The following is a 21,470-nucleotide window of genomic DNA, read 5'->3' on the forward strand; positions in this document are numbered from 1 at the left end:
CGTCGCCCACCCGAGCGCCTCGGACGGTGATGCCACCCCACCGGTCGAACCAAAACGGATGATCAGGCGGAAACCTCCGCCACGCCGAACCGTTCAGCAGACGCGACCCCGGCCTGAGTCATCGAGGTTGTGTGTGCTGGACACAAGCCTCGCCATAGAGCCCGCCCTGCATCGGCCCCAGACCAAGGCCAAGTTTGACCCGCTGGGATCCTGCTCCGGTGATGTGTTATTTCAGCCTTCGAGCTGCAATCCGACCGGAGCGTCACAGAATGCTACGCAAATATCACAGATATGATCTTGTTGTTAGTTTATGGGCATTTTATGCTTTGCCCGTTTGGTAACACGCTCCGAGCTGCACTGTCAGGGTTCTCGACCTCTGCCGGGTGGGATGGAGCTTCGTCCGGCGTCAAGGGCGCCCTGCGTGGTTCGGAGTGTGACGGCGTATGCGCCGCTTGTTTTCGCATGCCCTTCTGTCTAAATCAGCACTGGCCATCATTGTTGCCGTGCTACCCGGCTTACTTTCCTTAACAGCCACCCCACTCCCGGCACAAATGGAGATGGCCAGCCTGGTTGCCGCCGACCAGGGGGATCTTGTTTTTCCCAAGCAGCAGTTGGGTTCTGCGGGGGTCGTGCCCAGTCTCGTGACCTCCACCTCGGTTACGGGGGAGCGGAAGCCTGTACGGGATTCCCGAGTGCCGGGAGCCCTTCCTTTGGATAGGCGTGGCGAGGCGTTGGAGGTGGAGAAGTCCGATTTACCGCCTGGTGTCGAGCGCGCGGAGCGGAGGGATCGGCAGGCTCTGCCGGCGGCGATCCCGATGATCAACCACGTGTACCCCGACACGGGGTCGTTGGTCAGCGCGACTCCGCTGCTGACCGTGCGCGCGACCCGTCTGGGCGGCGGGACGGAGGCGGATCTGCGCTTCAGGTTCAACATCTGCGAGAAACCGGAGGAGGACGAGGGTCAGTTTCCTGACCCGGGAGAGCCGTTCCCGACGCCGCAGTGCTGGCAGTCCGCCGCTCAGCTTGGTGTGAGCAGTTGGCGGGTGCCTGAGGACACGCTGGAATGGGGCCAGCAGTACGAGTGGTGGGTTCGTGTCGTGGACCCGGAGACCAGCGAGTCTGCCGTCAGCGACAGGCAACTGGTCGTTACAGGTGCGCGTCAGCCGTTGAACAGTCTTCATCTGGGAGAGCGCGCGAGCGAGGGCCAGGAGTTCTCGCCCGTTGCGGGGAACTACACCACGAGCGCTGTGGACGCACAGGTGGCGACGGCGGGTCCGCCCTTGTCGGTGATACGGACGTACAACAGCCAGGATCCGCGCACGGACGGCATGTTCGGCGCCGGCTGGTCGACGCCGTGGGACATGAAGGTCGTAGCGGAGCTGTCCGGAACGTCGACGACGAGCCTGTTGGTGAGCTATCCGAGTGGTCGGCGGGTGCGGTTCGCCGCCAAGGGCGATGGCACGTACCAGCCGCCGCCGGGGATGAAGGATGTGCTGGCGGACGTGGAGGGCGGCGGCTGGCGCCTGATGGACACCTCCTCCACCTCCTATTACTTCGACGCGTCGGGACGGCTGCTCAAGATCGAGGACAAGCGGGGCCGGACGCAGACCCTCTCTTACGGAGACGATGGCACGTTCAGCTCGGTGACGGGAGTCGGCGGCCGGGCGCTGCATTTCACCTGGAACGGGCCTCGCGTGGCCACCGTGTCGACTGACGCGGTGGACGGCAAGGCACGGACGTGGACCTATAGCTATACGGGTGACAACCTGACGTCGGTGTGCTCGCCGGCGGTCGCGCCGAACTGCACGACCTACAGCTATGGGGAAGGCTCCCGGTACCAGGGCGTCGTTCTCGACGCCGAGCCGGTGGGCTATTGGCGCTTGGGCGACGCGGAGGACGAGCCCGCGGCCAATCTCGGTAGTGAGGGCGGCACGGGCATCTATTCCGGCGTTACCGTGGGCGAGCCGGGTGCGCTGGAGGGAAGCAGCGACACCGCCGCGGGTTTCACGAAGTCCACCATGCAACTTCCGTTCGACATGTTGGATCGCCTGCGGAACGAAGTCTCGATCGAAGGCTGGATCAAGACTACTCAGAACGGTGTCGTGTTCTCCGCTGGTCAGTTCGGCTACCAGTTCGGCGCAACAAGACCCGTCCTGTACGTCGGCACTGATGGCCGGCTGCGAGGTCAGCTGGGCGAGTTGTCGGGTTCGGGGTTCACCCCGATCACGTCGGCCGATCCGGTGAATGATGGTCAGTGGCATCATGTGGTGCTCACGGTGGGGGGCGAGCAGCAGAAGCTGTATCTCGACGGTGAACTCGTCGGTGAGCTGACCGGAACGATCATGTCGGATTACCGCGCATATGCGTTCGTGGGCAGCGGTGACCGTGCCACCTCCTGGTCGGATATTCCGGGAGGCCAGACGGCTTCCGGTGCCTTCGCGTTCAAGGGCTCGATCGACGAGTTCGCGGTCTACGGCAAGCCGTTGTCGGAGGCCACGATCCGGGCGCACTGGGCTGCCCGGGCTAAGGTCAGCAACAAGCTGACGCAGGTCACGCTGCCGTCCGGCCGGATCTGGGCCAAGAACACCTACGACACCGCGACAGACCGCCTCCTGACACATGTCGACAGGCACGGGGGCACGTGGAAGGTCGGGAAGCCCGATGTCGACTGGGTCGAGAAGGTCAACACGGTCGAGGTGATCGATCCGCGCGACGGCAAGCAGACCTACGGCTACGACCGGGGACGTGCCGATCGACTGGTGTACGAGATCGACCAGCTCCAGTTCAGGTCGAGCTACGAGTACGACACCGGTGGCTTCCCGGCCAAGAGGATCGACCGCAACGGAAACGTTGTCCGCTGGTGGAACGACGAGCGCGGGAACCCGATCCGCGGCAGGTCATGTCGTACGGACTCCAGTTGCCAATTCGGCTACGCCGACTATTACGTCAACGAGGATGACGAGTTCGACCCGCGCAACGACAAGATGGTCGTCCATCGGGATGCCCGCTCGTCCGACCTGGAGAGCGACACCTACGCGACCACGTGGGAGTACAACCAGTACGGCGAGCAGACCAAGCAGACCACCCCCGCCACCTCCGGCTTTCCCGACGGCCGCTCGGTCACGACCTCCTACACCGACGGCACGGAGGCGGCTGTCGGCGGCGGCACCACCCCGGCCGGCCTGGTCGCGTCCCAGACCGATCCCAGGGGCAACACGTGGACCTACCGCTACACCGCGGCCGGTGACCTGGCCGAACAACGGGACCCCGAGGGGTTACTGGTCGAGCTGGACTATGACGCATTGGGCCGGCTCCGCGAGAGCTCGGAAGTGTCCGAAGCGCACCCCGACGGGGTGAAGACCGTCCTCACCTATGACGTGCTCGGCCGCCTGGCGACGCGGACCGAGCCGGGTGTGAAGAACGAGGTGTCCGGAGTCACGCACACCAAGCGCACCACGTACGCCTATGATCCGGACGGCGCGAAGCTGCGCGAGACCGTCAGCGACCTGACCGGCGGCGACGCCGAGCGCGCGACCGTCTACACCTACGACGAACACGGCAGGGTCGAGACGATCACCGACCCTGAGGGCGGTGTGGTGCGCCAGAGCTGGAACACCATCGGCAAACCGGCGACGGTGACGGACGCCAGAGGCGCGGTGGTCGAGCACGCCTACAGCAAGCGCGGCGAGCTGATCACCCAGACGCTGAAGGGCTGGACCGGCAGCCCGGTCGACCCGCAACCCGCCACGGACAAGGTGCTGGCGTCGTTCGGCTATGACGCGGCGGGCCGCCTGGCTACCCAGTCGGACGCGATGGGCCGCAGGACCTCCTTCGACTACTTCGGCGACAACCTGCTCGCCAAGAAGATCGCCGACGACGTGAAGCTGAACGGCTCCGCGACCGCACGGGACGTGGTGCTGGAGAACCACACCTACGATGCGGCGGGCAACCAGATCAAGCTCGTCACCGGTGGCGGGAAGTCGACGACCGAGTACGTCTACGACGCGGCCGGTTTCCTGACCTCGCAGAGGTTCGACCCCGGCGGGCTGGACCGCAGGACCGCGTTCACCTACGACGCCAACGGCAACATCATCAAGACCACCCGTACCAGCGCCGACAGCGACCGCGCCGAGGTCACCGAACAGGCCTACACCACGACGAACCTGCCCACCAGGACGACCGTCGAGAACGGCGAGGAGGACCTCGTCACCACTGTCGACTATGACGATCGCGGTCTGGCCGTCGCCACGACCGACCCGCGCGGCAATGCGGCGGGCGCGAACAAGGACGCGTACACGACCGAGATGCGCTACGACGCGCTCGGCCGCCTCATAGAGACCACCGGACCCCAGGTCAAGGTCGAGAAGGCCGGCACGGCCGGCGACGCTCACCCCACCGTGCGCTTCGGCTACGACACGCTCGGCGCCAAGACGCACGAGACGGACGCCGAGGGCCGTACCGTGGTCTCGGTCTTCGACAAGGCCGGCCGCCTGACCAGTCAGAAGGCGCCCAGTTACACCCCGCCCGGCGGCACCGCGCTCACGCCGACCACCTCGCACACCTACGACGCCGCCGGCCAGCTCACCTCCACCTCCGACCCGCGCGGCCACACGACCACTTTCGAGTACGACAGGCTCGGCCGCCAGGTGCGCGTCACCGACCCCGCCCCGGAAGGGCAGCAGGGCGGAACGTGGGTGACGGAGTACGACATGGCCGGGGAGAAGCTCGCCACGGTCGACCCGACCGGCGCGCGTACCGGGGCGACCTACGACGACCTCGGCCGGCAGATCACCGCCACGCAGATCGAGCGCAAGCCGTCCACGGCGTCCTACACCACCACCATGGAGTACGACGACGCGGGCCGGCTGGTCAAGCAGACCGCCCCGGGCGGCAAGGTCACCTCTTACGGCGTGAACGCGGCCGGTGAGGTCACCTCCGTGACCGACCCGAACAACAACACGACCGGCATGGCCTACGACCTGGCCGGACGGCTGATCAAGACCACCGACCCCAACGGCAACGCGACCACCGCCGCCTATGACCTGGCCGGCCGGCAGATCGCCGCCAAAGACCTCGACGGCACCGGCGACGTGCTGCGCACCTACGGCTTCGGCTACGACGCCGCAGGCAACAAGACCAGCGTCACCTCCCCCGAGGGACACCTCACCCAGCAGACCTTTGACGCCCTGGGCCGCCCCACCGAGCTCGTCGAGCCGGTCTCGGACGAGGAGTCGATCACCACGAGCCTCGGCTACGACGCGAGCGGCGCCCGCACCCGGCTCACCGACGGCCGGGGCAACGCCACCTGGACCACCTACAACAGCCTGGGCCTGGCCGAATCGGTGACCGAACCCCCCACTGCCGCGCATCCGGATGCGGCCGACCGCACCTGGACCCACGTCTACGACGCGGCGGGCAACCCGGTCGCCACCCTCCAGCCCGGTGGCGTACGCATCGACCGCGTCTTCGACCACCTCGGCCGCCTCACCAAGGAGACCGGCGCGGGCGGCGACGCGGCCACCGCCGAACGCACCTTCGGCTACGACCTGGCCAACCGCATGACCACCGCCGGGAACCTGACCGTCGACTACAACGACCGCAACCTGCCCCTGACGGTGACGCGCGGCAGCACCCAGGAAACCGCCTACAGCTACGACGCGCTCGGCAACCCCACCCAGCGTGTGGACGCCGCCGGCACCGCCACCTTCACCTGGGACAACGCCAGCCGCCTGAAGACCGCCACCGACCCGGTGACCGGCCGCACCCTCACCTACGGCTACGACCCGGCCAGCCGCCTGAAGACCGTCACCGCCACCAGCGGCCAGGCCAGCACCCAGACCTTCGACTACGACCCCATGGACCGCCTCACCGGACAGACGCTCGAGAACGGCTCCGGCACCCAGCTCGCGAAAATCACCTACGGCTGGGACAAGGACGACAACCTCACCACCAAGACCACCACGGGCACGGCAGGGGCAGGCACCAGCACCTACGCCTACGACCACGCCGGACGCCTCACCTCGTGGACCGCCCCTGACGGCGCCACCACCGCTTATGAGTGGGACGCCGCCGGCAACCGCACCAAGGCCGGCGACAAGACCTTCACCTACGACGAACGCAACCGGCTGCTGACCGGCGACGGCAGCACCTACACCTACACCCCGCGCGGCACCCTGGCCACCGAGACCAAGGCCGGCACGACCACCGACTACACCTTCGACGCCTTCGACCGGCTCATCGCAGACGGCGACAGCGTCTACGCCTACGACGCCCTCGACCGCGTCACCAGCCGCATCCACGGCACCACCAAGCAGACCTTCGCCTACGCAGGGCTCGGCAACGACCTGGCCGCCATCACCGACAGCAGCGGCGCCGTCCAGGCACGCTACGCCCGCGACGTCGGCGGCGGCCTGCTCGGCCTCAAGGAAGGCAGCGGCGCGGCGGTGGCCGCGTTCACCGACCTGCACGGCGACCTGGTGGCCACCTACACCACCACCCTGCAGACCTCCACCGCCTACGACCCCTTCGGCGCCGTCACCGCCCAGACCGGAACCAATACCAACCTCGGCTACCAGGGCGAATACACCGACCCGGACACCGGCAAGGTCAACATGCACGCCCGCTGGTACCAGCCCGACACCGGCACCTTCACCAGCCGCGACACCATGACCCTGGACCCGAACCCCTCGATCCAGGCCAACCGCTACACCTACGCCAACGCCTCCCCCCTCACCGGCACCGACCCCACCGGCCACAACACCGTCAGCACAGGAAGTGGGCACTACACACCAGGCATCGGCTACCAATCAGCCACCGATATTTATGCCCAGCACGGCATTGTCTACGGTGGCGACGAGGGAGGCGCAGGCGGCTATTGCATTGGTAGCTGTGGTATATCGAGAGGTGGCGGACCCATCGGCTGCGACACCTACGGTGGGTGCGGCGCGGTTGTCACCAATCTGGTCAACGTGATGACTGTCGAAGAAATGAAGCGAATGAACCTTCTCCCGAATGGATGGATCACTGCAAAGGGATTTTGGCAGTCGAGTGAGTGGATAATAGATGGATTTATCAAAGAAGCATATAACGGCATTGACCCTGCCGTACTTGACTTCGCGTGGAAGTATCGCCAGAAAGTGTTGCGTGAATTGGGGGAGCGGTCTGCAGTAGAGAAGAATGGCGGCGGCGGTGTGAGCGTCGTCCTCAAGGCTTCCAGTCCTTCCGATCGCATCTCGGAGGCCGAAAAGAACTGGTGTAAAAACAATCCGGTTTTATGTTTCCAGTCCTATGGATATGCCGAGTTGGTATCCGAATATCTCGACGAAAAGTACGGAAATAGAAAAAATACTCCTTCGAGAAATGCCATTCGCCACTTCATCTGGCAAGCTCTTTTGACGTGGGAGTATGGTGCCGATGCCGCCAAGGAGATCGGCGACGCGCACGAAGGTGGCGGTAAGCCTTGCAAGCCTCGCCTTTCATGTGACACTCGGGTCGACCAGTATAATAATAATGTGGCGCGCCAATGGGCATTGGATCATCGAACCGAGTGGTATCCGAGCTATCAAGTGGCGCGGAATGGCGCTCCTTGGAATGAAAGTATGAAGCCATTGCTGGATCGACTGTTCAAGGTGGGTCGAGACCTCTACGACAATAACGAACTGACAAGTGAAGATCGCATGTGTGTTGCGTATGGAGGAAGCAGAAAATGTAGGTCATGATGCGATCTGTTGAAGTTTCATGCCTCTGGGTGGAGATGGGAAATCGTATGGGAAAAAAGGCGTCCTGGCTACTCGTTCTTGTGGCATTCCTTGGCGCGGGGTGTACGGAACAGGGCAATGCGAATACTTCAGAAGGTCTGGAGTCCTGTTATGCCAAAGCTGAGGGCGAAGCGGAACTACTGGAAAAGGCAACTGCGCCTTTATTGACGCCGGAGATGCAAACGACACTGCAGACATACAATGATTGCGACTCTGACGTGGAGGGTGGTGTTTGGATTACCTATGATGCTGACACTGGCAAGACTTCTGCGGAATTATTGCGCAAATTTTATTCCGCGGGATGGGTTAATGTGTCACTGCCAATCGAGCCGTGTGGCGATCGTTGTGTTGCAGGAGTGACCAAGATCGTGCAGGGTCGGCGTATTCTGGTAACTGTTGAGAATTTCCCGGCTGATCGCGACCTAGTGGTTGTATTTGACGACTAGCTAGGATGAGGGGCAGTGGCGCAAGTCACGTGTGCAATTGAGCGAAGTGCTCATTAAGGCTGGTTGGGGGCCTCGCAGCGAGTATTCCTTGTCGGCCAGGGCAATGATCCCGGCCCGCTCCGGCGCGCAGGATGCCCCAGACCCGGGCGGCGCTCAGTTTGCGGTGTTCGCCCGGCAGCGCTCCGGAGGTCCACACGATCGTTCTGTCCGGGGAGGCGATCACCTGCACGTTCACCCGATGCCTGTAGCGCCATCATGCAGGATCAGCCGACGAGTGCTCCGTGCCGTTGTCATTCGGCGTCTTAGTGTGGGGAAGTCCGCGACTTTGTTACGTGCCCGTCGGGCAAGGAAATGTCCAGTTGCCGACACCAGGATCGGGGTGGTGTCCATCCCTCGGCCGGCGTGAAGTTCAGATGCAGCAGGCGGGCTGTGTTGGGAACCGGCCCGCCCAGGTGGCGAGTTCCATGCGCGGCCGTCTCGCCGTCCGGGTCGAATGCACCGTCGTTGTAGTCGTTGTAGGGGGTACCGAGGTCGTCCTCCGTGGACAACATCCAGTACCAGAAGAAGGGGCCCTTGATTTCCTCCTCCTGTTCCCGCAGTCCGGGCACGAACTCGTAGTGCAGCACGCCGCCGGCGTCCGTCAACTCCAGCCCGCGGGCGACCACGTGGTGGCCTTCCACCAGCTCTCCGAGATCGACGTCGAAGACGATGTCGAGGCGTACCGATCCGCCCATCTTGGAGAGGTAGGCGTCGGTGGCCGTGCGCGGCGGAATGCGGAACATGACATCCAGCATCGGGCACGATCAGCAACCGGCCGACCATGGACGTCGCAACCGCCTGTGACTTTGCCCGAAAGTACGATCATGGATGCTGCTGACCCTGCTTTCGGCCGATACCGTCCCCGCGGGCGGCCCTGCAGGATTCGGCCCTATGCCTCGCGAAGAGTTCCCCCGAGAACCGACCAGCCATCCCGGTCGCCGTCTCCCGCACGACGCCACCGCCTCTACCGCTACGCCCGCGTCCGGCCGGCCGCAGACAGGCGCGCTCTCCTCCGGCCGGCCGCGGATCATCGCGCTCGACGTGCTGCGCGGGTTCACGTTGTGCGAGATCCTGTTCGCCAACATCCAGCTGATCGCCAATCACGGCACCGCCGTCGTGACACAGCCCATGGGCGACTGGGATCCGTGGCTCGGGTTACCGATCTTCTCCCTGCTGTTCGGCATCGGGTTCACGCTGCTGCTGAACTCCGCCGCCGACCGCGTCTCCCGCCCGTGGCTGGTCCTGCTGCGACGGCTGGTGGCGCTGCTCGCGATCGGGCTCGTGCACATGGTGTTGTGGCCGGGGGAGATCCTGACCAAGTACGCGGTGGTCGGCGTGCTGGTGCTGCTGCCCTCGTCCTGGCTGCCGCGATGGGCCGTGGCCGGCCTCGCCGCCGTACTCGTTCCGGTGGCGTTGTTCGGCGGGGGCGGGCCTCTGCTGATCGCCGGGCTGTTCCTCCTCGGCTCGGCACTGGTCCGGTACGGGGTGATCGAGCGGATCGAGCGATCCACCCGAGGGCCGCTCCTGCTGGGGATGGTCTTCGCGGCTGGGGCGGCCGCTGCCCTGTGGGTGCACGCCCAAGTGGAGACCGGGACTGAGCTGATGCAGCCGTCGTTCCCGTCCAGCCTGGCCGACCTGCTGATCGCCGGCGTGGTGGTGTGCGCCCTGCTGGTCCTGCTCAGAACGCCGCTGCGGCCGGTGCTTCGGGTCGTCTTCGCGCCGCTGGGCCGGATGGCCCTGACCAACTACCTGACCGCCACGCTGCTCGTCCTGGCGGCCAGTCGCATCCTCGGCCTGCCGGTCGGCCAGTCCTTGCAGGTGGCGTTCCTGACCGCGGGGGCCATCCTCGCGGCCCAGTGGCTGCTGTCCGCCCTGTGGCTGCGCCGCTACCGCCAGGGCCCGCTCGAATGGCTCTGGCGCTGGGCCACCTGGGCCCGCCGCCCGCCCTTCAATCGGGTCGGTACGTGACGAGCTCGGGTCAGCGGGCCGACAGTCATGTGCCCTCGGGAATGCTGACGAAGCTGCCCATGCCTCGCACGGTGTAGATGGAGCCCTCCTCGCGGAGGGCTCTCATGGTCTTGTGCGCCGTCATGCGAGCGATGCCGAACTCCTGCATGAGGTCGTTCTCGCTCGGCACCCGGGAGCCGGGACGGTATGTCCCTTCGGCGATGCGCTCGCGAATCACCTGGGCAACCTGCTGCCATCGGGGCTGGTCTTCGCGGAACTCCATCACCAGGCCACTGTAGAAACCTGTGCATTTCCATCGATCTCCGGATGGCTCTATGGTGCCCTATAGACAACCGCGCACTGCACTTCTACCCTATCGGCATGACACAACCTCCCCACGAGCTCGACCTCATCCGGAAAACGTTCCCTGACTGGTCGTGCTTCCGCAGCGACGCGGGCATCTTCTACGCGACGCGGCGCGGCATCAGGCTCAGCAACACGGCAATCGAACGAGGGCTCCAGCAGACTGTGAGCGCCGATGACGTAGCGACTTTCGTGGAGCGTCTGCGCGACCAGACCGGTAGGCGTACGACGCTATGACGGTCCCGGAGCCGTTCGCCTGGGGCGACTACCATGGCGTACACGTGCCGGCTCCTCAGCCTGGAGCTGAACGGGTGGACTGGCGACAAGGCCATCCACGCGGTTGCCGGATCCGGGTCAATGACTACACCTGCGACTGCCGGCGGCCCTCGTATGAACTGTGTGCGGCAGGGGGCCTGTCGTTCATTCGCCGAGCGTCCGGAGATAACGACGTGCCTGTGATCGTCGAGAGTCCTTGGACGTCGGTCCGCGAGGCGCAGGTGCTGTGGCTGCGTATTGTGAGCGGTCGAGCGTGGTGACACGGTGCCCCATGCGAGGAGTTCTGTATCCGAATTGCACCGTTCGGTGATCCTTGTACACTCTTGACAGTCTTCGCGACAAGATCAACCCGATCGTCGGTAACGCTCGCTGGGGTCGCAACCATGCTGGAAACCGCATTCTCCGCCAAACTCTGGATGGGAGCCGGGGGTGGCGTCCAGGACGCGGTGCGCGACCTGCGGATCGGTGTGGACGAGTTCTGCGACGCGATGAGCGAGCGGCCGTTCGGGAGTGACGATCTGGGCCGGGCCCTGTACGAGGGCGACCGGGCGCGGAAGGCGCCGGGTTTCGTGGGGCTGCGCGACGCCCTGCTGGAGAACCTGGTCGGTACGGTGAACCTGCTCCAGGGCATGGGAGCCGGAATGGTCAACGCCGGCACCGTCTATCGCGGCGCGAACAGCGCGACCATGGATGTCCTGGACGGGCAGGGGCCCTCGCAGTCCCCGCCATCCGCGGCGTTGGAGGAGATCGAGGAGTATCGGCCGGCGATCGAGGGCGGCAGGTTGCCCTCGACGGTCGAGCCGCCCGGTTTCGTACAGCAGGCGGCATGGTTCTTGCAGGCCATGGGTTTCGGGTGCGCCTACCCTGACGGCGACATCGGCAAGGTGAACGTGCTGCGCGAGGCCGTGCTGAGGATCGGCCGCGTCGTCGACCGGGTGGCGGAGGCGGTCGATCAGCACGCGGGTCGGGTGATCGCGTCCGGGGACGGGCCGAACACGGACGAGTTCAAGAAGGCCGTGAAGATGCTCACCGGCGAGAAAGGGCTGCTGGAGGAGCTGAAACGGCAGTCGGATGAGCTCGCCGACTACTGCCGGACGGGGATGGACGCGATCTCCAAGGCGCAGTGGCACTACTGGGTGGCCGCCGCCTACGTGGTGGCCTTGGTGTATGTGGCGACCGTCATCAACCCCTACCTGAATGCCGCGGCGGCGAGGGCCATCCGGCTGGAGGGGATGGCCCTGCAGATCACCTTGCGGATCATTCGCGAGGCGGTGCTGGGCATGGCCTTCGCCGGTGGGCTGAACGTGATCGGCCAGCTGTTCGCCACTGGTGACGTCGACCTGAAGCAGCTGCTCCAGACGACATGGCACGGGGCGGTCGCCGGCGGTCTCATGGGCGGCGCGCACGGCGCCCTGCCTTCGCTTCTGCGCAAGGGCGGCCCGCTGCTGACCGGTCTGGCCTCGGCGATGGAGAAACCGGGCTGGGAACGGGTCCTCTCCCGCCTCCTCGTCGGGGGAACGGTGAGCACCGGCGCCCTGGCGACGGCCGGATGGGCGAGCGGGTACGGCTGGGACTGGAAACATGCCGCACAGGCCGGCTTCGGCATGGCCCTTCTCGGCACCGGCGCGGAACTCGCCGGCAAGACGTTCGCGGCCGGCCGGCAGCGTGTGTCTCCCGAACTGGGCCTTCGCCTGCCGTGGGAATCCTTCCCCAAGAAGGGGCTGCAGTGGCTGCGCAGCCCCGAGAAGAGGTGGATGGAGTTCAAATGGTCCATGGCGTTCATGCCGATCGCCGCGCCCGTGGCCGGCTTGACGGCGCTGGTGAAGTTCGCCGAGGACGGCAAGAACCCCTTCATGTCGCAGCCGCGACTCGGGAAGGACGGCGAACTCTTCAACATGTGGAAACTCCGCTCGATGAAGAGCTCCGACGGCATGGATTCCAGCCTGGGATCCGCTGATACCCGGGTCACACGATTCGGCAACGTCATGCGAACCGCCGGATGGGACGAACTCCTGCAGCTGCCACAGGTCGCCACCGGGAAGATGGCGTTCATCGGACCCCGTTCCCTGGTGCAGGCGACGCATGACGAAATGGCACGCGACCTGAGCCCGCAGGTCAACCACACGTGGACGACCGGCAAGAAGGCGGCCACTCCGGGGATGTGGAGCCACTTCGGGTACTACAAGGAATACTTCGGCTATGAGGCGGCTTCCCCGCAGTTCAACGGGCTACGGGGAAGGCTGGACAACTGGTATTTCCAGCACGCCAGCGAGACGATCGACCGAGAGCATTTCCGTAAGGAATTCGGGAAGATGATGAAAGCCTGGGGTTCCGCGGTGACGGGGGGAGGGAAGGGCTGAGCCCATCTCGGGTGCCCATATTCGAAGCGGAACCGCTCGTGGCGGGTGTCAGGAGAGGGCGGGACAGTCACCCGACTTGTCTTCGCACTTCACCAGCAGACCCCGACAGGGCAGAGCGGAGGGCGTTACAGGATGCCTGGAGGGTTCTCGAAATCCGGGTGGCATGAGGTCAGAAAAGCGAACGCGGTGGTGGCGTCCCTGGTCCGGTAGAAGCCGACCATGGTGGTGTTGAAGTCGGCGCGCCGCGCGGCCGGCACGCTGATGGCGTCGATTCCGTGCGACATCAGGTGCCCGTTCATCATCGTACGGCCGGTGCGTTTGTCGCCACCGAAGTAGAACTGCTGGAGAGCGGCGAACAGGAAGTATGCCAATGCCTGCTCGAACGGCGACTCGATGTCGGTCCGGATGGCTGCCACGCCGGCAGTGAATATTCGGCGAAGGTTGTCTCCTCCGGGCTCGGTCGGAGGTGGCATATACCTGCCGTGTTCTCCCAGGCTTACTCCGGGCGTGAGAGTAAGCGGGCCTTCTCCTCTGAAATGCCCCACTTCGAGAGCCTCGCCCTGTGTGATCAGCTGCTGGAAGTGATCCGACGTCGGCTTGTCCAGCATGAATCTCTCGGATTTTACGACCCTGACCAGCTCCTTGGCCGACTCGGCGAGGTTGACCACCTGCCGTTCGTCGCTGATTTTGCGACCTCCCACCGTGATGCCGTCCATAATCGTCTGTACTTCTGGGTAGGTGAAGGGATTTCCCTCCAGTGCGGCGGCATCCCACACGAACTCCGGGAGCGCGCGCTGATAGCGCCAGACGGCTCGCTCAACCGAGTGCACACCCACGTCTTGCCTGATCGAGTCTCTGTCCCAGCGGAACCCCAGTGCATCCGCCAGCTGCTCGGTCATCACATCTCCCGTGGTCAAACTCGTCATGCGTAGCAGAAGCGCTTGCTCCGCCCCGGCACTGGTCGGTATCTGTCCGGCCGGGTATCGGCGTGCCTATTTTGGCAGCAGCCCGGACGCCTCGAAGCAGGCAGCTTCTCAGCTGGTGGATGCATCACATCGCTTGGACGTGACCCTTCAGGCACCCGCCGGGCGCGTTGGCCGACGGTTCCAAAGGTGTCATGGCCGCAACATAAGACAGTCCGAGCACGGCCCGCTATAGCGTTTCTTCGCGGGTGGCGCCCGGGGTCAGGTGACTTTGGAGATCGTTCGTACGGAGGCGGCGTGCCGGTAGACCTCGCCCGTGGTGGTGTCGAAGTACGGTGACGACACGGCGTCGTACCAGCCCTGGGCGTCCCGGTTCCAGGTGAGGCTGTTGACCCCCACCAGGGTGCCGAGCCCGCGGTTCTCGTTCCAGCCGATCAGCCAGGGCCCGCCGCTCGCGCCGTGGCTGAAGTCGCACGGCTGCAGTTGTACGCCCTTCTGCAGGTCGAAGGCGGGGGCCACGGCTGCCCACAGGGTGGTGCCTCTCTCGCAGCCGCGCAGCTTCTTGCCGTTGAACGGGTGGCTTCTGTCGGGTTGGGGGCCCGCCGGGTAGCCGAACGAGAACGCCGAGTACGTGGACGGCTTCTTGTTGAGGTCGAGTCCCTGACCGCCGACGTTGTCCTGGAGCCGGCCGATGTCCTTCATGACGTAGGAGCCGTTCTTCTTCGTCCAGGTAAAGCCGCGGTGCACGGTCACGAAGGCGTAGTCGTAGTCGTAGTCGCCCTTGCCCGACCAGTCTTCGTGCATGCTGATGGCGGCGCCGACGTAGATGCCTTGGGATGCTTCGCCGTTGGGGACGAAGATCCAGGAGTCGGCGGCCCTGGCCTGGCGTGAGTCGTACGCGCAGTGGGCGGCCGTGGCGACGACGCTGCGGTTGCGGGCGGCGACGGCGCTGGCCGAGCACCAGTATTCCTTGTCGCCGAAGCGGAAATAGACCTTGCCCATGGTCGTGGCCATCTTGCCCTTGCGGGGCATCGCGGACGCCACGCTCTGCGCGGCGAGGGTGCGTCTGATGGCGGCGACGGGGTTGCCCTGATCTGTGGCGGTCTGGGGCTCGGAGGTCGGGGCGGCCTTGGCGCCGGGCGTGGCCGGGCTGTAGTTGTCGGCCACCTTGAGCCGGTCGGGCTTCCAGTGCTCGGCGACCCTCTTCACGTCCGCCTGGGTCGTGGCCAGGGGGACGGCGTACACCTTGCTGTTGGCTGTGCTGTTGGCTGCGGCGTCGGCGATCCCCGTGAGGGCGGACAGCACGAGCAGCGCGCTGCTCAGTGCAGCGAGCGCGACGTGCCTGGCCCGGGGGATCATCTTTTGCCTTTCTTGGGGTCGTAAGGTGGGATTTTTCCAGATGTACAGACGGTATTGCAGCGAGGATAGAGATTCGTTACCTGATCAAGGGTGCACTTCGCACTATAAGGAACCTGTCAGACATCCACTCTGGATACCTCTAAATGATCATTAATCAACGGTATCTTCGCAGGTCAGCGCGGGTGTGGCGGGCTTGATGATGCGTCGTGAAATGTCGTCATTCAGGTGTGTTTCGGTGTCGATCGAGTGGCGCACACCACGTCGCCGCCCACCCCCATTCCGCCGCCAGGGGAAGGCCCCGGATCCCATCCGGGAACCGGGGCCTGGGGTGCCCGGCTTGATCACGGCATGTTGCCGGTCCAGCGGTTGGCGGCGGCCTTGTAGACCTTGTAGGTGTCGGTGTTGAAGTACGGCGACGAGATGTGGTCGTAGCGGTCGTTGCCGTCGGTGTCCCACGCGACGCTGTTGACACCGATCAGGTAGCCGGTGCGCGACGCGCTCTTGTAGGAGTAGAGGAGCGGCCCGCCGCTCGCTCCGGCGGTGAAGGAGCACTTGAGGCCGACGTGCTCCTGCAGGTTGTACTTCGTGGCCTCGGGCATCGGCTTGGTCTTGCCGTAGCACCACTTCATCGTGCGCCCGCTGAACGGCTTGTCGCCGTCGGGGTGCTCGCCGGCCGGGTAACCGAAGGAGAACACGGTCGCCTTCGTGCTCCGGTTCCAGGTGAAGCCCTGCCCGCCGACGTTGTCACCGAGTCGGCCGACGTTCTTGACCGTCCACCTCCAGCGGCCCCTGTCCTTCGCCCAGTCGACCTTGATGCCGTTGTAGACGTTGACGAACGCGTAGTCGTAGTCGAAGTCCTCCTTCACCAGGAAATCGTCGTGCGCGTTGAACGTCTTGGCGGCGTAGATGCCGTAGGGCGCCTTGCCGTCCCAGACGCTCTTGCCGTCCCAGTACGACGGAATGAAGACCCAGTTGTCGTAGAAGGTGTTCTTCTTCGTGTCGTACACGCAGTGGGCGGAGGTCGCCACGAGGTTGCGGTACTTGCCCTGCACCGAACTGGCCGAGCAGTAACGCCAGTTCTTCGGGTTGCGCGGGTCGGCCTTGGGCAGCGTGAAGAACACGCGGCCGACGGTGTTCGGCAGGTTGACCTGCTTGCTCTTCTTGGTCGTCGTCTTCTTCTCTCCGCCGATCGGCGGAACGGATCCGGCGGGGCCGTCGGGGGTGCTGTTGCCGCCCCTGAGGCCCTTGGTGGTCAGGTCGATGGTGTCGTCGTGGTCGGTCGCCCGCTTCACGCGGTCCGGCGTCCAGAACTGGATCGCCTGCTCCGCGGGAGTGGCCGCGTTCTTGGACACGACGTCTGAGGGTGCCGTCGCGCCGGCCGCGGCGCCGCTGACCGTTCCCGTGGCCAGTCCGACGGCCACCAGGCCGGCCAGCGGGATCGCGACGCGCCTTGCTCGGGAATTCATGGAGCTCCTTTCGGCTTTCGGCGGCCCAGAGCGGGGTGCTGCGCCCCGGGTGGGCCAGGAAAACGCTCGGAACGTTAATGAATGGCCGGACCGGCGGCCAGGAAACGACGTGAAAAAGCATGGCCTGGTTCCGTTCCGTTATCTAAATAGCGAGATCGCATGTATTCCTGATCGGCATTTCCGCAGGTGGGGGGTGCTGGTATTTCTTCTCCGGCAACAGTGGTAACTCGCTTTATCAGACGCCACTGCTTATCAACCGAATGTTGTTCTGGTTAGATGGTTTCATGGATCCTCGCACGCCCTGCCTCATAGGCATCGCACAACGCACCATTCGCGAGCAGCCCGGCCCGGAGCCGCTCGACCTGTGGGAGGAGGTGGCGCGCGCGGCCACCGCCGACGCCCGACTCCCCGCCGGGCGGCTCGACTCGATCCAGCTCGTCTACACCGACTCCTGGCAGTACGACTCCCCGGTGGGCCGCCTCGCCGAGCGCCTCGGCGCCGCGCCGCGCCACCGCGCCTACTCCAAGGTCAGCGGTACGGCTCCGCACCTGCTCATCGGCGAGGCCGCCGCGAGGATCGCGGCAGGGGAGATCGACTCGGCGCTGGTCGCGGGGGCGGAGGCGCTGGCGACACGCCGGGCGTACCGGCAGGCGGGCGAGAGCGTGCCCTGGAGCCATCCGGCCGTGCCCAAACCCCCTTACGGATGGGAACGGCCGCCGCATCCGGCGGCGCTGGCCCACGGGCTGTTCATGCCGGTGCACACGTACGCGATCATGGAGACGGCGCGGCGGGCGGCGCTCGGCCTCACGATCGAGGAGGAGATGCGCGAGCGGGGGCGCATGATGGCGCCGATGACCGAGGTGGCCGCCGCCAACCCGTACGCCTGGCGCAGGACCGCGCGCACCCCCGGCGAGCTGGTGCACGGCAACCGCTTCGTCGGCTGGCCCTACACCAGGAACACGGTCGCCGTCATGGAGGTGGACCAGGCGGCGGCCGTCGTCCTGGCCGGCTCGCGGCTGGCCGACCGGCTCGGGGTGCCCGCGGATCAGCGGATCTACCTGCGCGGGTGGGCGTACGCGGAGGACACCTGGGAGGTGGCGGCACGGCCCGCGCTCGGCCGCTCGGAGGCCATCGGCAGGGCCGCCGAGGCCGCCTTCAAGCGCGCGGGGCTCGGGCCGGACGATGTGCACGCCCTCGACCTCTACAGCTGCTTCGCGATCGCGCTGCGGCAGGCGTGTGACGCCATCGGGTTCGACCCGCTGGACCGGCGCGGGCTCACGGTGACCGGCGGGCTGCCGTACGCGGGCGGGCCGGCCAGCGGCTACGTGCTGCACTCGACGGCCACGATGGCGGGCTTGCTGCGCGCGCAGCCCGGGCACGGGCTGGTGACCGGGGTGGGCATGCACCTGACCAAGCACGCCTACGCCGTCTGGTCCAGCGAGCCCGGCGGGCTGCCGGGCGGGCTGCTCGACGCGGCCGCGCCGGTGTTCGTGGCAGAGGAGGAGCCGATCGTGCCGGCCTTCTCGGGGGAGGCGGTCGTCGCCGGGTACACGGTGGCGCACGAGCGGGACGGCGCGCCCGAACGAGGGGTGCTCGTGGTGGACGTGCCCTCCGGCGGGCGGGCATACGCCGTCGTGACGCGTGACGAACTGCTGGCCGACGCCGAGTCGCGCGAGCTGGTCGGGCAGGTGGTGCGGGTGGCCCACGACGGCGAGGTGAACGTGGCGATCTGGTGATCCTCTAAAGTGGATGCAAAACCTGTGACCACGCGACTACTATCTGGTGTTGACATTTTTATGTCACTCGCCCATGCTGGAGTCATGCGGAGGACCACGGTGCGCATCGACGAGACGCTCCTCAACGAGGCGAAGGCATACGCGGCGAGAAACGGACGCAGTCTCAACTCAGTGATGGAGGACGCCTTGCGGCAACTCATCAACCGCTCCACGGAAGTGGCGGAGCGACCCCGCGTGGAGCTGATCACATCAACCGCCGAGCCCGGCTACCAGACCTGGGTCCAGAGGCGGCTGGACGCCGGCGAGAAGCTGGAGCACATCGTCTACGACCTCGATGACGAGGAGCGCTACCCGGAGCTGTTCCATGCTCCTCGCTGACATCAACATCCTGGTCAACGCCTTCCGCCACGAGTCTCCCGATCACGATCGATGCCATGTGATCGTGGAACAGATGGTGAACGGTGACTCCAGCTACGCCGTGAGCGACTTCGTCGTCAACGGCTTCGTCCGCACGGTCACCAACCGGCGCATCTACAAGAATCCCGACGACCTCGATCGTGCCCTGACCTTCGCCTCGTCCTACCGCAACCAGCCGCATGCGCTGGTGATCAGCGGTGCGGACAGGCACTGGGAGATCTTCGTCAGGCTGTGCCGGCAGGCCGGGGCGTCGGGCAACTTGATCCCCGACGCCTACCTCGCGGCGCTCGCCATCGAGCACGGTTGTGAATTCGTGACCTGCGACAAGGATTTCGCCAGGTTCGAGGGCTTGCGCTGGCGGTCCCCCCTCAACTGAACTGGAGGGAAAGGGCGCAAGCCAGGCTACTCGGCGAGGAACGTCGTGGCTGACCGGTTCGACGTCATCGAGTCAGGCGGCGAGCGCGGACGCCGCCGCTGGATCGGGCTGGTGGTGGTGCTGGCGCTCCTGCTGGTCCCTGCCGTCAGCCTGCTCGTCAGCCGGGAGCCCGAGCGCGATCCCGAGCCCGAGGCCGTGCTGCCGCAGCCGGTCCCCGAGCCCATCAGGTCCTTACGCACGATCGACAACCCGCCCAACGTCCTGCACGCCCAGGCCACGGAGAAGGGCGGCGACGAGGTCATCGACGTGGTGTTCCCGCACGGCGTGCGCGCCGAGGTGCGCTACCCGGCCACGCTCGGCCTCGCCGAGATGGGCGTGCGACCGTTCCAGGGCGTCTGGGTGGAGGGACACTACCGACAGTTGGTCGCCCCGTACAGCGGGGAGACGGGGATCACCCAAGGCGGCGAGCCGATCAGGAACTACGCCCCCAACGTCACGCTCTGGCCGCGCCCGGCGGGCAGCGGCGGCTACGGGCAGGTGCTGATGTTCTCGTTCGGGCCGTGGCGGCTGGCGATGTACGACCGGGGGAGGGGGCTGTCGTTCGAACAGCGCACGGCGCTCGCCGAAGGGCTCAAGGGCAAGGTGACGAAGGACGGCTACCTGGTGTTGTCGGCGGACGGCGTGCGGCTCGCCGAACCGGGAGACACCGTGCGGGGCGAGCCGGTGGGGCCGCAACTGTGGTTCGGCGACGGGGCGGGGACGATGGTGGTGCTGGCGCCGGCGCCCGGTTGCAAGCGCACCACCGCGATTCCCTACGTCATCGACGGGCGCGGGCGGCCCGTCGACTCGGTGTGCCGCAGCGGGGTGCAGGTCACCGTCACCGGCCCTCAGGCGTTCCGCGACCAGGCCATCAAGGGCATCCGGATCGCCTTCGATGAGGACGTTCGACGCGCGGCGGCAGGGTGACGGGCCGTCGAACGAAATCTTGTTAGTAGGGTGCGGCCATGTTCGCCGTAACCGCCACACAGACCGATCCCGACAATCCGCTCGCCGGGCTGACGCTCGGCGAGCACCCCGAGCCCAAGACGCCGGACGGCTGGACGACCGTCTCCGTGCGGGCCGCCGCACTCAACCACCACGACCTGTGGACGCTCAAGGGCGTCGGCATCCGGCAGGACCGGCTGCCGATCGTGCTGGGCTGCGACGCCGCCGGCGTGGACGAGGACGGCAACGAGGTCATCGTGCACGCGGTGATCGGCTCGGGCCCCGACGAGACGCTGGACCCCAGGCGCAGCCTGTTGTCGGAGACGTACGACGGCACGTTCGCCGAGCGGGTCGCCGTGCCGCGCCGCAACCTCGTGCCCAAGCCGGCCGCGCTCAGCTTCGAGCACGCCGCCTGCCTGCCGACGGCCTGGCTGACCGCGTACCGCATGTTGTTCGACAAGGCCGGGCTCCAGCCCGGCTCCACCGTGCTGGTGCAGGGCGCGGGCGGCGGCGTCGCCACCGCGCTGATCGCGCTCGGCCGGGCGGGCGGCTACCGGGTCTGGGCGACCAGCCGTACGGAGGCCAAGCGCGAGCGTGCCCGCGAGCTCGGCGCCGACCAGGTCTTCGAGACGGGCGCGCGGCTGCCCGAGCGGGTCGACGCCGTCATGGAGACCGTCGGGCAGGCGACCTGGGACCACTCGCTCAAGTCGCTCAAGCCCGGCGGCCGCATCGTCGTGTCCGGCGCCACCAGCGGCGCGGTCCCGCCCGCCGATCTCAACAGGGTGTTCTTCCTGCAGCTGTCCGTGGTCGGCTCGACGATGGGGACGCGCGACCAGTTGCAGCGGCTGGCGGTGTTCCTGGAGCAGACCGGCGTGCGTCCGGTCGTCGACCGCACGGTGCCGCTGGCCGAGGCGCGGGACGGGTTCGCGGCCATGGCGGAGGGGGAGATCTTCGGGAAGATCGTCTTTTCCGGGTGAATAAGTAAATGGTTACTTCTGGCGCTCCTGGGTGATACAAGCAG

15 protein-coding genes and 1 pseudogene are annotated in these 21,470 nt (G+C 66.1%); 10 read left to right on the forward strand and 6 right to left on the reverse strand.

Annotation, left to right across the window (positions count from 1 at the left end):
• Positions 1–737: 737 nt before the first annotated feature.
• Both ABGA98_RS12215 and ABGA98_RS12220 read left to right on the forward strand, forming a co-directional pair.
• A complete protein-coding gene (locus ABGA98_RS12215; RefSeq protein ID WP_347618351.1) occupies positions 738–7,718 on the forward strand; it encodes an RHS repeat-associated core domain-containing protein in 6,981 nt (2,326 codons plus the stop codon).
• Positions 7,715–8,203 (forward strand): hypothetical protein, encoded by a 489-nt coding sequence (locus ABGA98_RS12220; RefSeq protein WP_347618352.1) that lies wholly within the window; start codon positions 7,715–7,717, stop codon positions 8,201–8,203. The genes ABGA98_RS12215 and ABGA98_RS12220 overlap by 4 nt, the downstream gene beginning before the upstream one ends.
• Before the next feature lie 81 nt (positions 8,204–8,284).
• Here ABGA98_RS12220 and ABGA98_RS12225 read toward each other — a convergent pair.
• Positions 8,285–8,447 (reverse strand): annotated as a pseudogene (locus tag ABGA98_RS12225) (IS5/IS1182 family transposase); the annotation flags it as partial.
• Positions 8,448–8,505: 58 nt separating this feature from the next.
• Complete coding sequence (locus ABGA98_RS12230; protein ID WP_347618353.1) at positions 8,506–8,985, reverse strand: hypothetical protein; 480 nt, start codon at positions 8,983–8,985, stop codon at positions 8,506–8,508.
• Between the two features lie 148 nt (positions 8,986–9,133).
• On the opposite strand from ABGA98_RS12230, the gene ABGA98_RS12235 reads away from it, so the two are divergent.
• A complete protein-coding gene (locus ABGA98_RS12235) occupies positions 9,134–10,210 on the forward strand; it encodes a DUF418 domain-containing protein (protein WP_347618354.1) in 1,077 nt (358 codons plus the stop codon).
• Positions 10,211–10,235: 25 nt separating this feature from the next.
• On the opposite strand, the gene ABGA98_RS12240 is transcribed toward ABGA98_RS12235, so the two are convergent.
• Positions 10,236–10,472: a GntR family transcriptional regulator gene (locus ABGA98_RS12240; RefSeq protein ID WP_347618857.1), complete on the reverse strand. Its 237-nt coding sequence runs from the start codon at positions 10,470–10,472 to the stop codon at positions 10,236–10,238.
• 98 nt (positions 10,473–10,570) lie between these two features.
• Here ABGA98_RS12240 and ABGA98_RS12245 point away from each other — a divergent pair, with 98 nt between their 5' ends.
• Together ABGA98_RS12245 and ABGA98_RS12250 are read left to right on the forward strand one after the other, a co-directional pair.
• Positions 10,571–10,789, forward strand: a complete 219-nt coding sequence (locus ABGA98_RS12245; protein WP_347618355.1) for a hypothetical protein — start codon at positions 10,571–10,573, stop codon at positions 10,787–10,789.
• Between the two features lie 608 nt (positions 10,790–11,397).
• On the forward strand, positions 11,398–13,188 hold the full coding sequence (locus tag ABGA98_RS12250; protein WP_347618356.1) for a sugar transferase: 1,791 nt from the start codon (positions 11,398–11,400) through the stop codon (positions 13,186–13,188).
• A 125-nt stretch (positions 13,189–13,313) separates the two neighbouring features.
• Here the strand turns inward: ABGA98_RS12250 and ABGA98_RS12255 are convergent, their stop codons facing one another.
• From ABGA98_RS12255 to ABGA98_RS12265, 3 genes are all read right to left on the reverse strand, one after another.
• Positions 13,314–14,087, reverse strand: coding sequence for a hypothetical protein (locus tag ABGA98_RS12255; protein ID WP_347618357.1), 774 nt, complete (start codon positions 14,085–14,087; stop codon positions 13,314–13,316).
• A 285-nt stretch (positions 14,088–14,372) separates the two neighbouring features.
• Positions 14,373–15,470, reverse strand: a complete 1,098-nt coding sequence (locus ABGA98_RS12260) for a trypsin-like serine protease (protein WP_347618358.1) — start codon at positions 15,468–15,470, stop codon at positions 14,373–14,375.
• Positions 15,471–15,811: 341 nt separating this feature from the next.
• Positions 15,812–16,936: a serine protease gene (locus ABGA98_RS12265; protein WP_347618359.1), complete on the reverse strand. Its 1,125-nt coding sequence runs from the start codon at positions 16,934–16,936 to the stop codon at positions 15,812–15,814.
• A 284-nt stretch (positions 16,937–17,220) separates the two neighbouring features.
• On the opposite strand from ABGA98_RS12265, the gene ABGA98_RS12270 reads away from it, so the two are divergent.
• The 5 genes from ABGA98_RS12270 (at position 17,221) to ABGA98_RS12290 (ending at position 21,426) form a co-directional block, all read left to right on the forward strand.
• Entirely contained in the window at positions 17,221–18,672 is a 1,452-nt protein-coding gene (locus ABGA98_RS12270; RefSeq protein WP_347618360.1) for an acetyl-CoA synthetase, read from the forward strand.
• Positions 18,673–18,771: 99 nt separating this feature from the next.
• Positions 18,772–19,050, forward strand: coding sequence for a hypothetical protein (locus tag ABGA98_RS12275; protein ID WP_132513837.1), 279 nt, complete (start codon positions 18,772–18,774; stop codon positions 19,048–19,050).
• On the forward strand, positions 19,037–19,465 hold the full coding sequence (locus ABGA98_RS12280; RefSeq protein WP_347618361.1) for a type II toxin-antitoxin system VapC family toxin: 429 nt from the start codon (positions 19,037–19,039) through the stop codon (positions 19,463–19,465). Before ABGA98_RS12275 ends, ABGA98_RS12280 begins: the two co-directional genes overlap by 14 nt.
• A 45-nt stretch (positions 19,466–19,510) precedes the next feature.
• Positions 19,511–20,431: a hypothetical protein gene (locus ABGA98_RS12285; RefSeq protein ID WP_347618362.1), complete on the forward strand. Its 921-nt coding sequence runs from the start codon at positions 19,511–19,513 to the stop codon at positions 20,429–20,431.
• Between the two features lie 38 nt (positions 20,432–20,469).
• Positions 20,470–21,426: a zinc-binding dehydrogenase gene (locus tag ABGA98_RS12290; protein WP_347618363.1), complete on the forward strand. Its 957-nt coding sequence runs from the start codon at positions 20,470–20,472 to the stop codon at positions 21,424–21,426.
• Positions 21,427–21,470: the final 44 nt, after the last annotated feature.

Source organism: Nonomuraea sp. B1E8, from assembly GCF_039871515.1.
In the GTDB taxonomy this organism is placed as follows: domain Bacteria; phylum Actinomycetota; class Actinomycetes; order Streptosporangiales; family Streptosporangiaceae; genus Nonomuraea.

Bases quoted from the DNA above. Each gene is read 5' to 3' on its own strand.
- ABGA98_RS12255 (WP_347618357.1), bottom strand. From the start codon at position 14,087: ATGACCGAGCAGCTGGCGGATGCACTGGGGTTCCGCTGGGACAGAGAC.
- ABGA98_RS12290 (WP_347618363.1), top strand. From the start codon at position 20,470: ATGTTCGCCGTAACCGCCACACAGACCGATCCCGACAATCCGCTCGCC.
- ABGA98_RS12245 (WP_347618355.1), top strand. From the start codon at position 10,571: ATGACACAACCTCCCCACGAGCTCGACCTCATCCGGAAAACGTTCCCT.
- ABGA98_RS12265 (WP_347618359.1), bottom strand. From the start codon at position 16,936: ATGAATTCCCGAGCAAGGCGCGTCGCGATCCCGCTGGCCGGCCTGGTG.
- ABGA98_RS12270 (WP_347618360.1), top strand. From the start codon at position 17,221: ATGGATCCTCGCACGCCCTGCCTCATAGGCATCGCACAACGCACCATT.
- ABGA98_RS12220 (WP_347618352.1), top strand. From the start codon at position 7,715: ATGATGCGATCTGTTGAAGTTTCATGCCTCTGGGTGGAGATGGGAAAT.
- ABGA98_RS12280 (WP_347618361.1), top strand. From the start codon at position 19,037: ATGCTCCTCGCTGACATCAACATCCTGGTCAACGCCTTCCGCCACGAG.
- ABGA98_RS12235 (WP_347618354.1), top strand. From the start codon at position 9,134: ATGCCTCGCGAAGAGTTCCCCCGAGAACCGACCAGCCATCCCGGTCGC.
- ABGA98_RS12260 (WP_347618358.1), bottom strand. From the start codon at position 15,470: ATGATCCCCCGGGCCAGGCACGTCGCGCTCGCTGCACTGAGCAGCGCG.
- ABGA98_RS12240 (WP_347618857.1), bottom strand. From the start codon at position 10,472: ATGGAGTTCCGCGAAGACCAGCCCCGATGGCAGCAGGTTGCCCAGGTG.
- ABGA98_RS12230 (WP_347618353.1), bottom strand. From the start codon at position 8,985: ATGTTCCGCATTCCGCCGCGCACGGCCACCGACGCCTACCTCTCCAAG.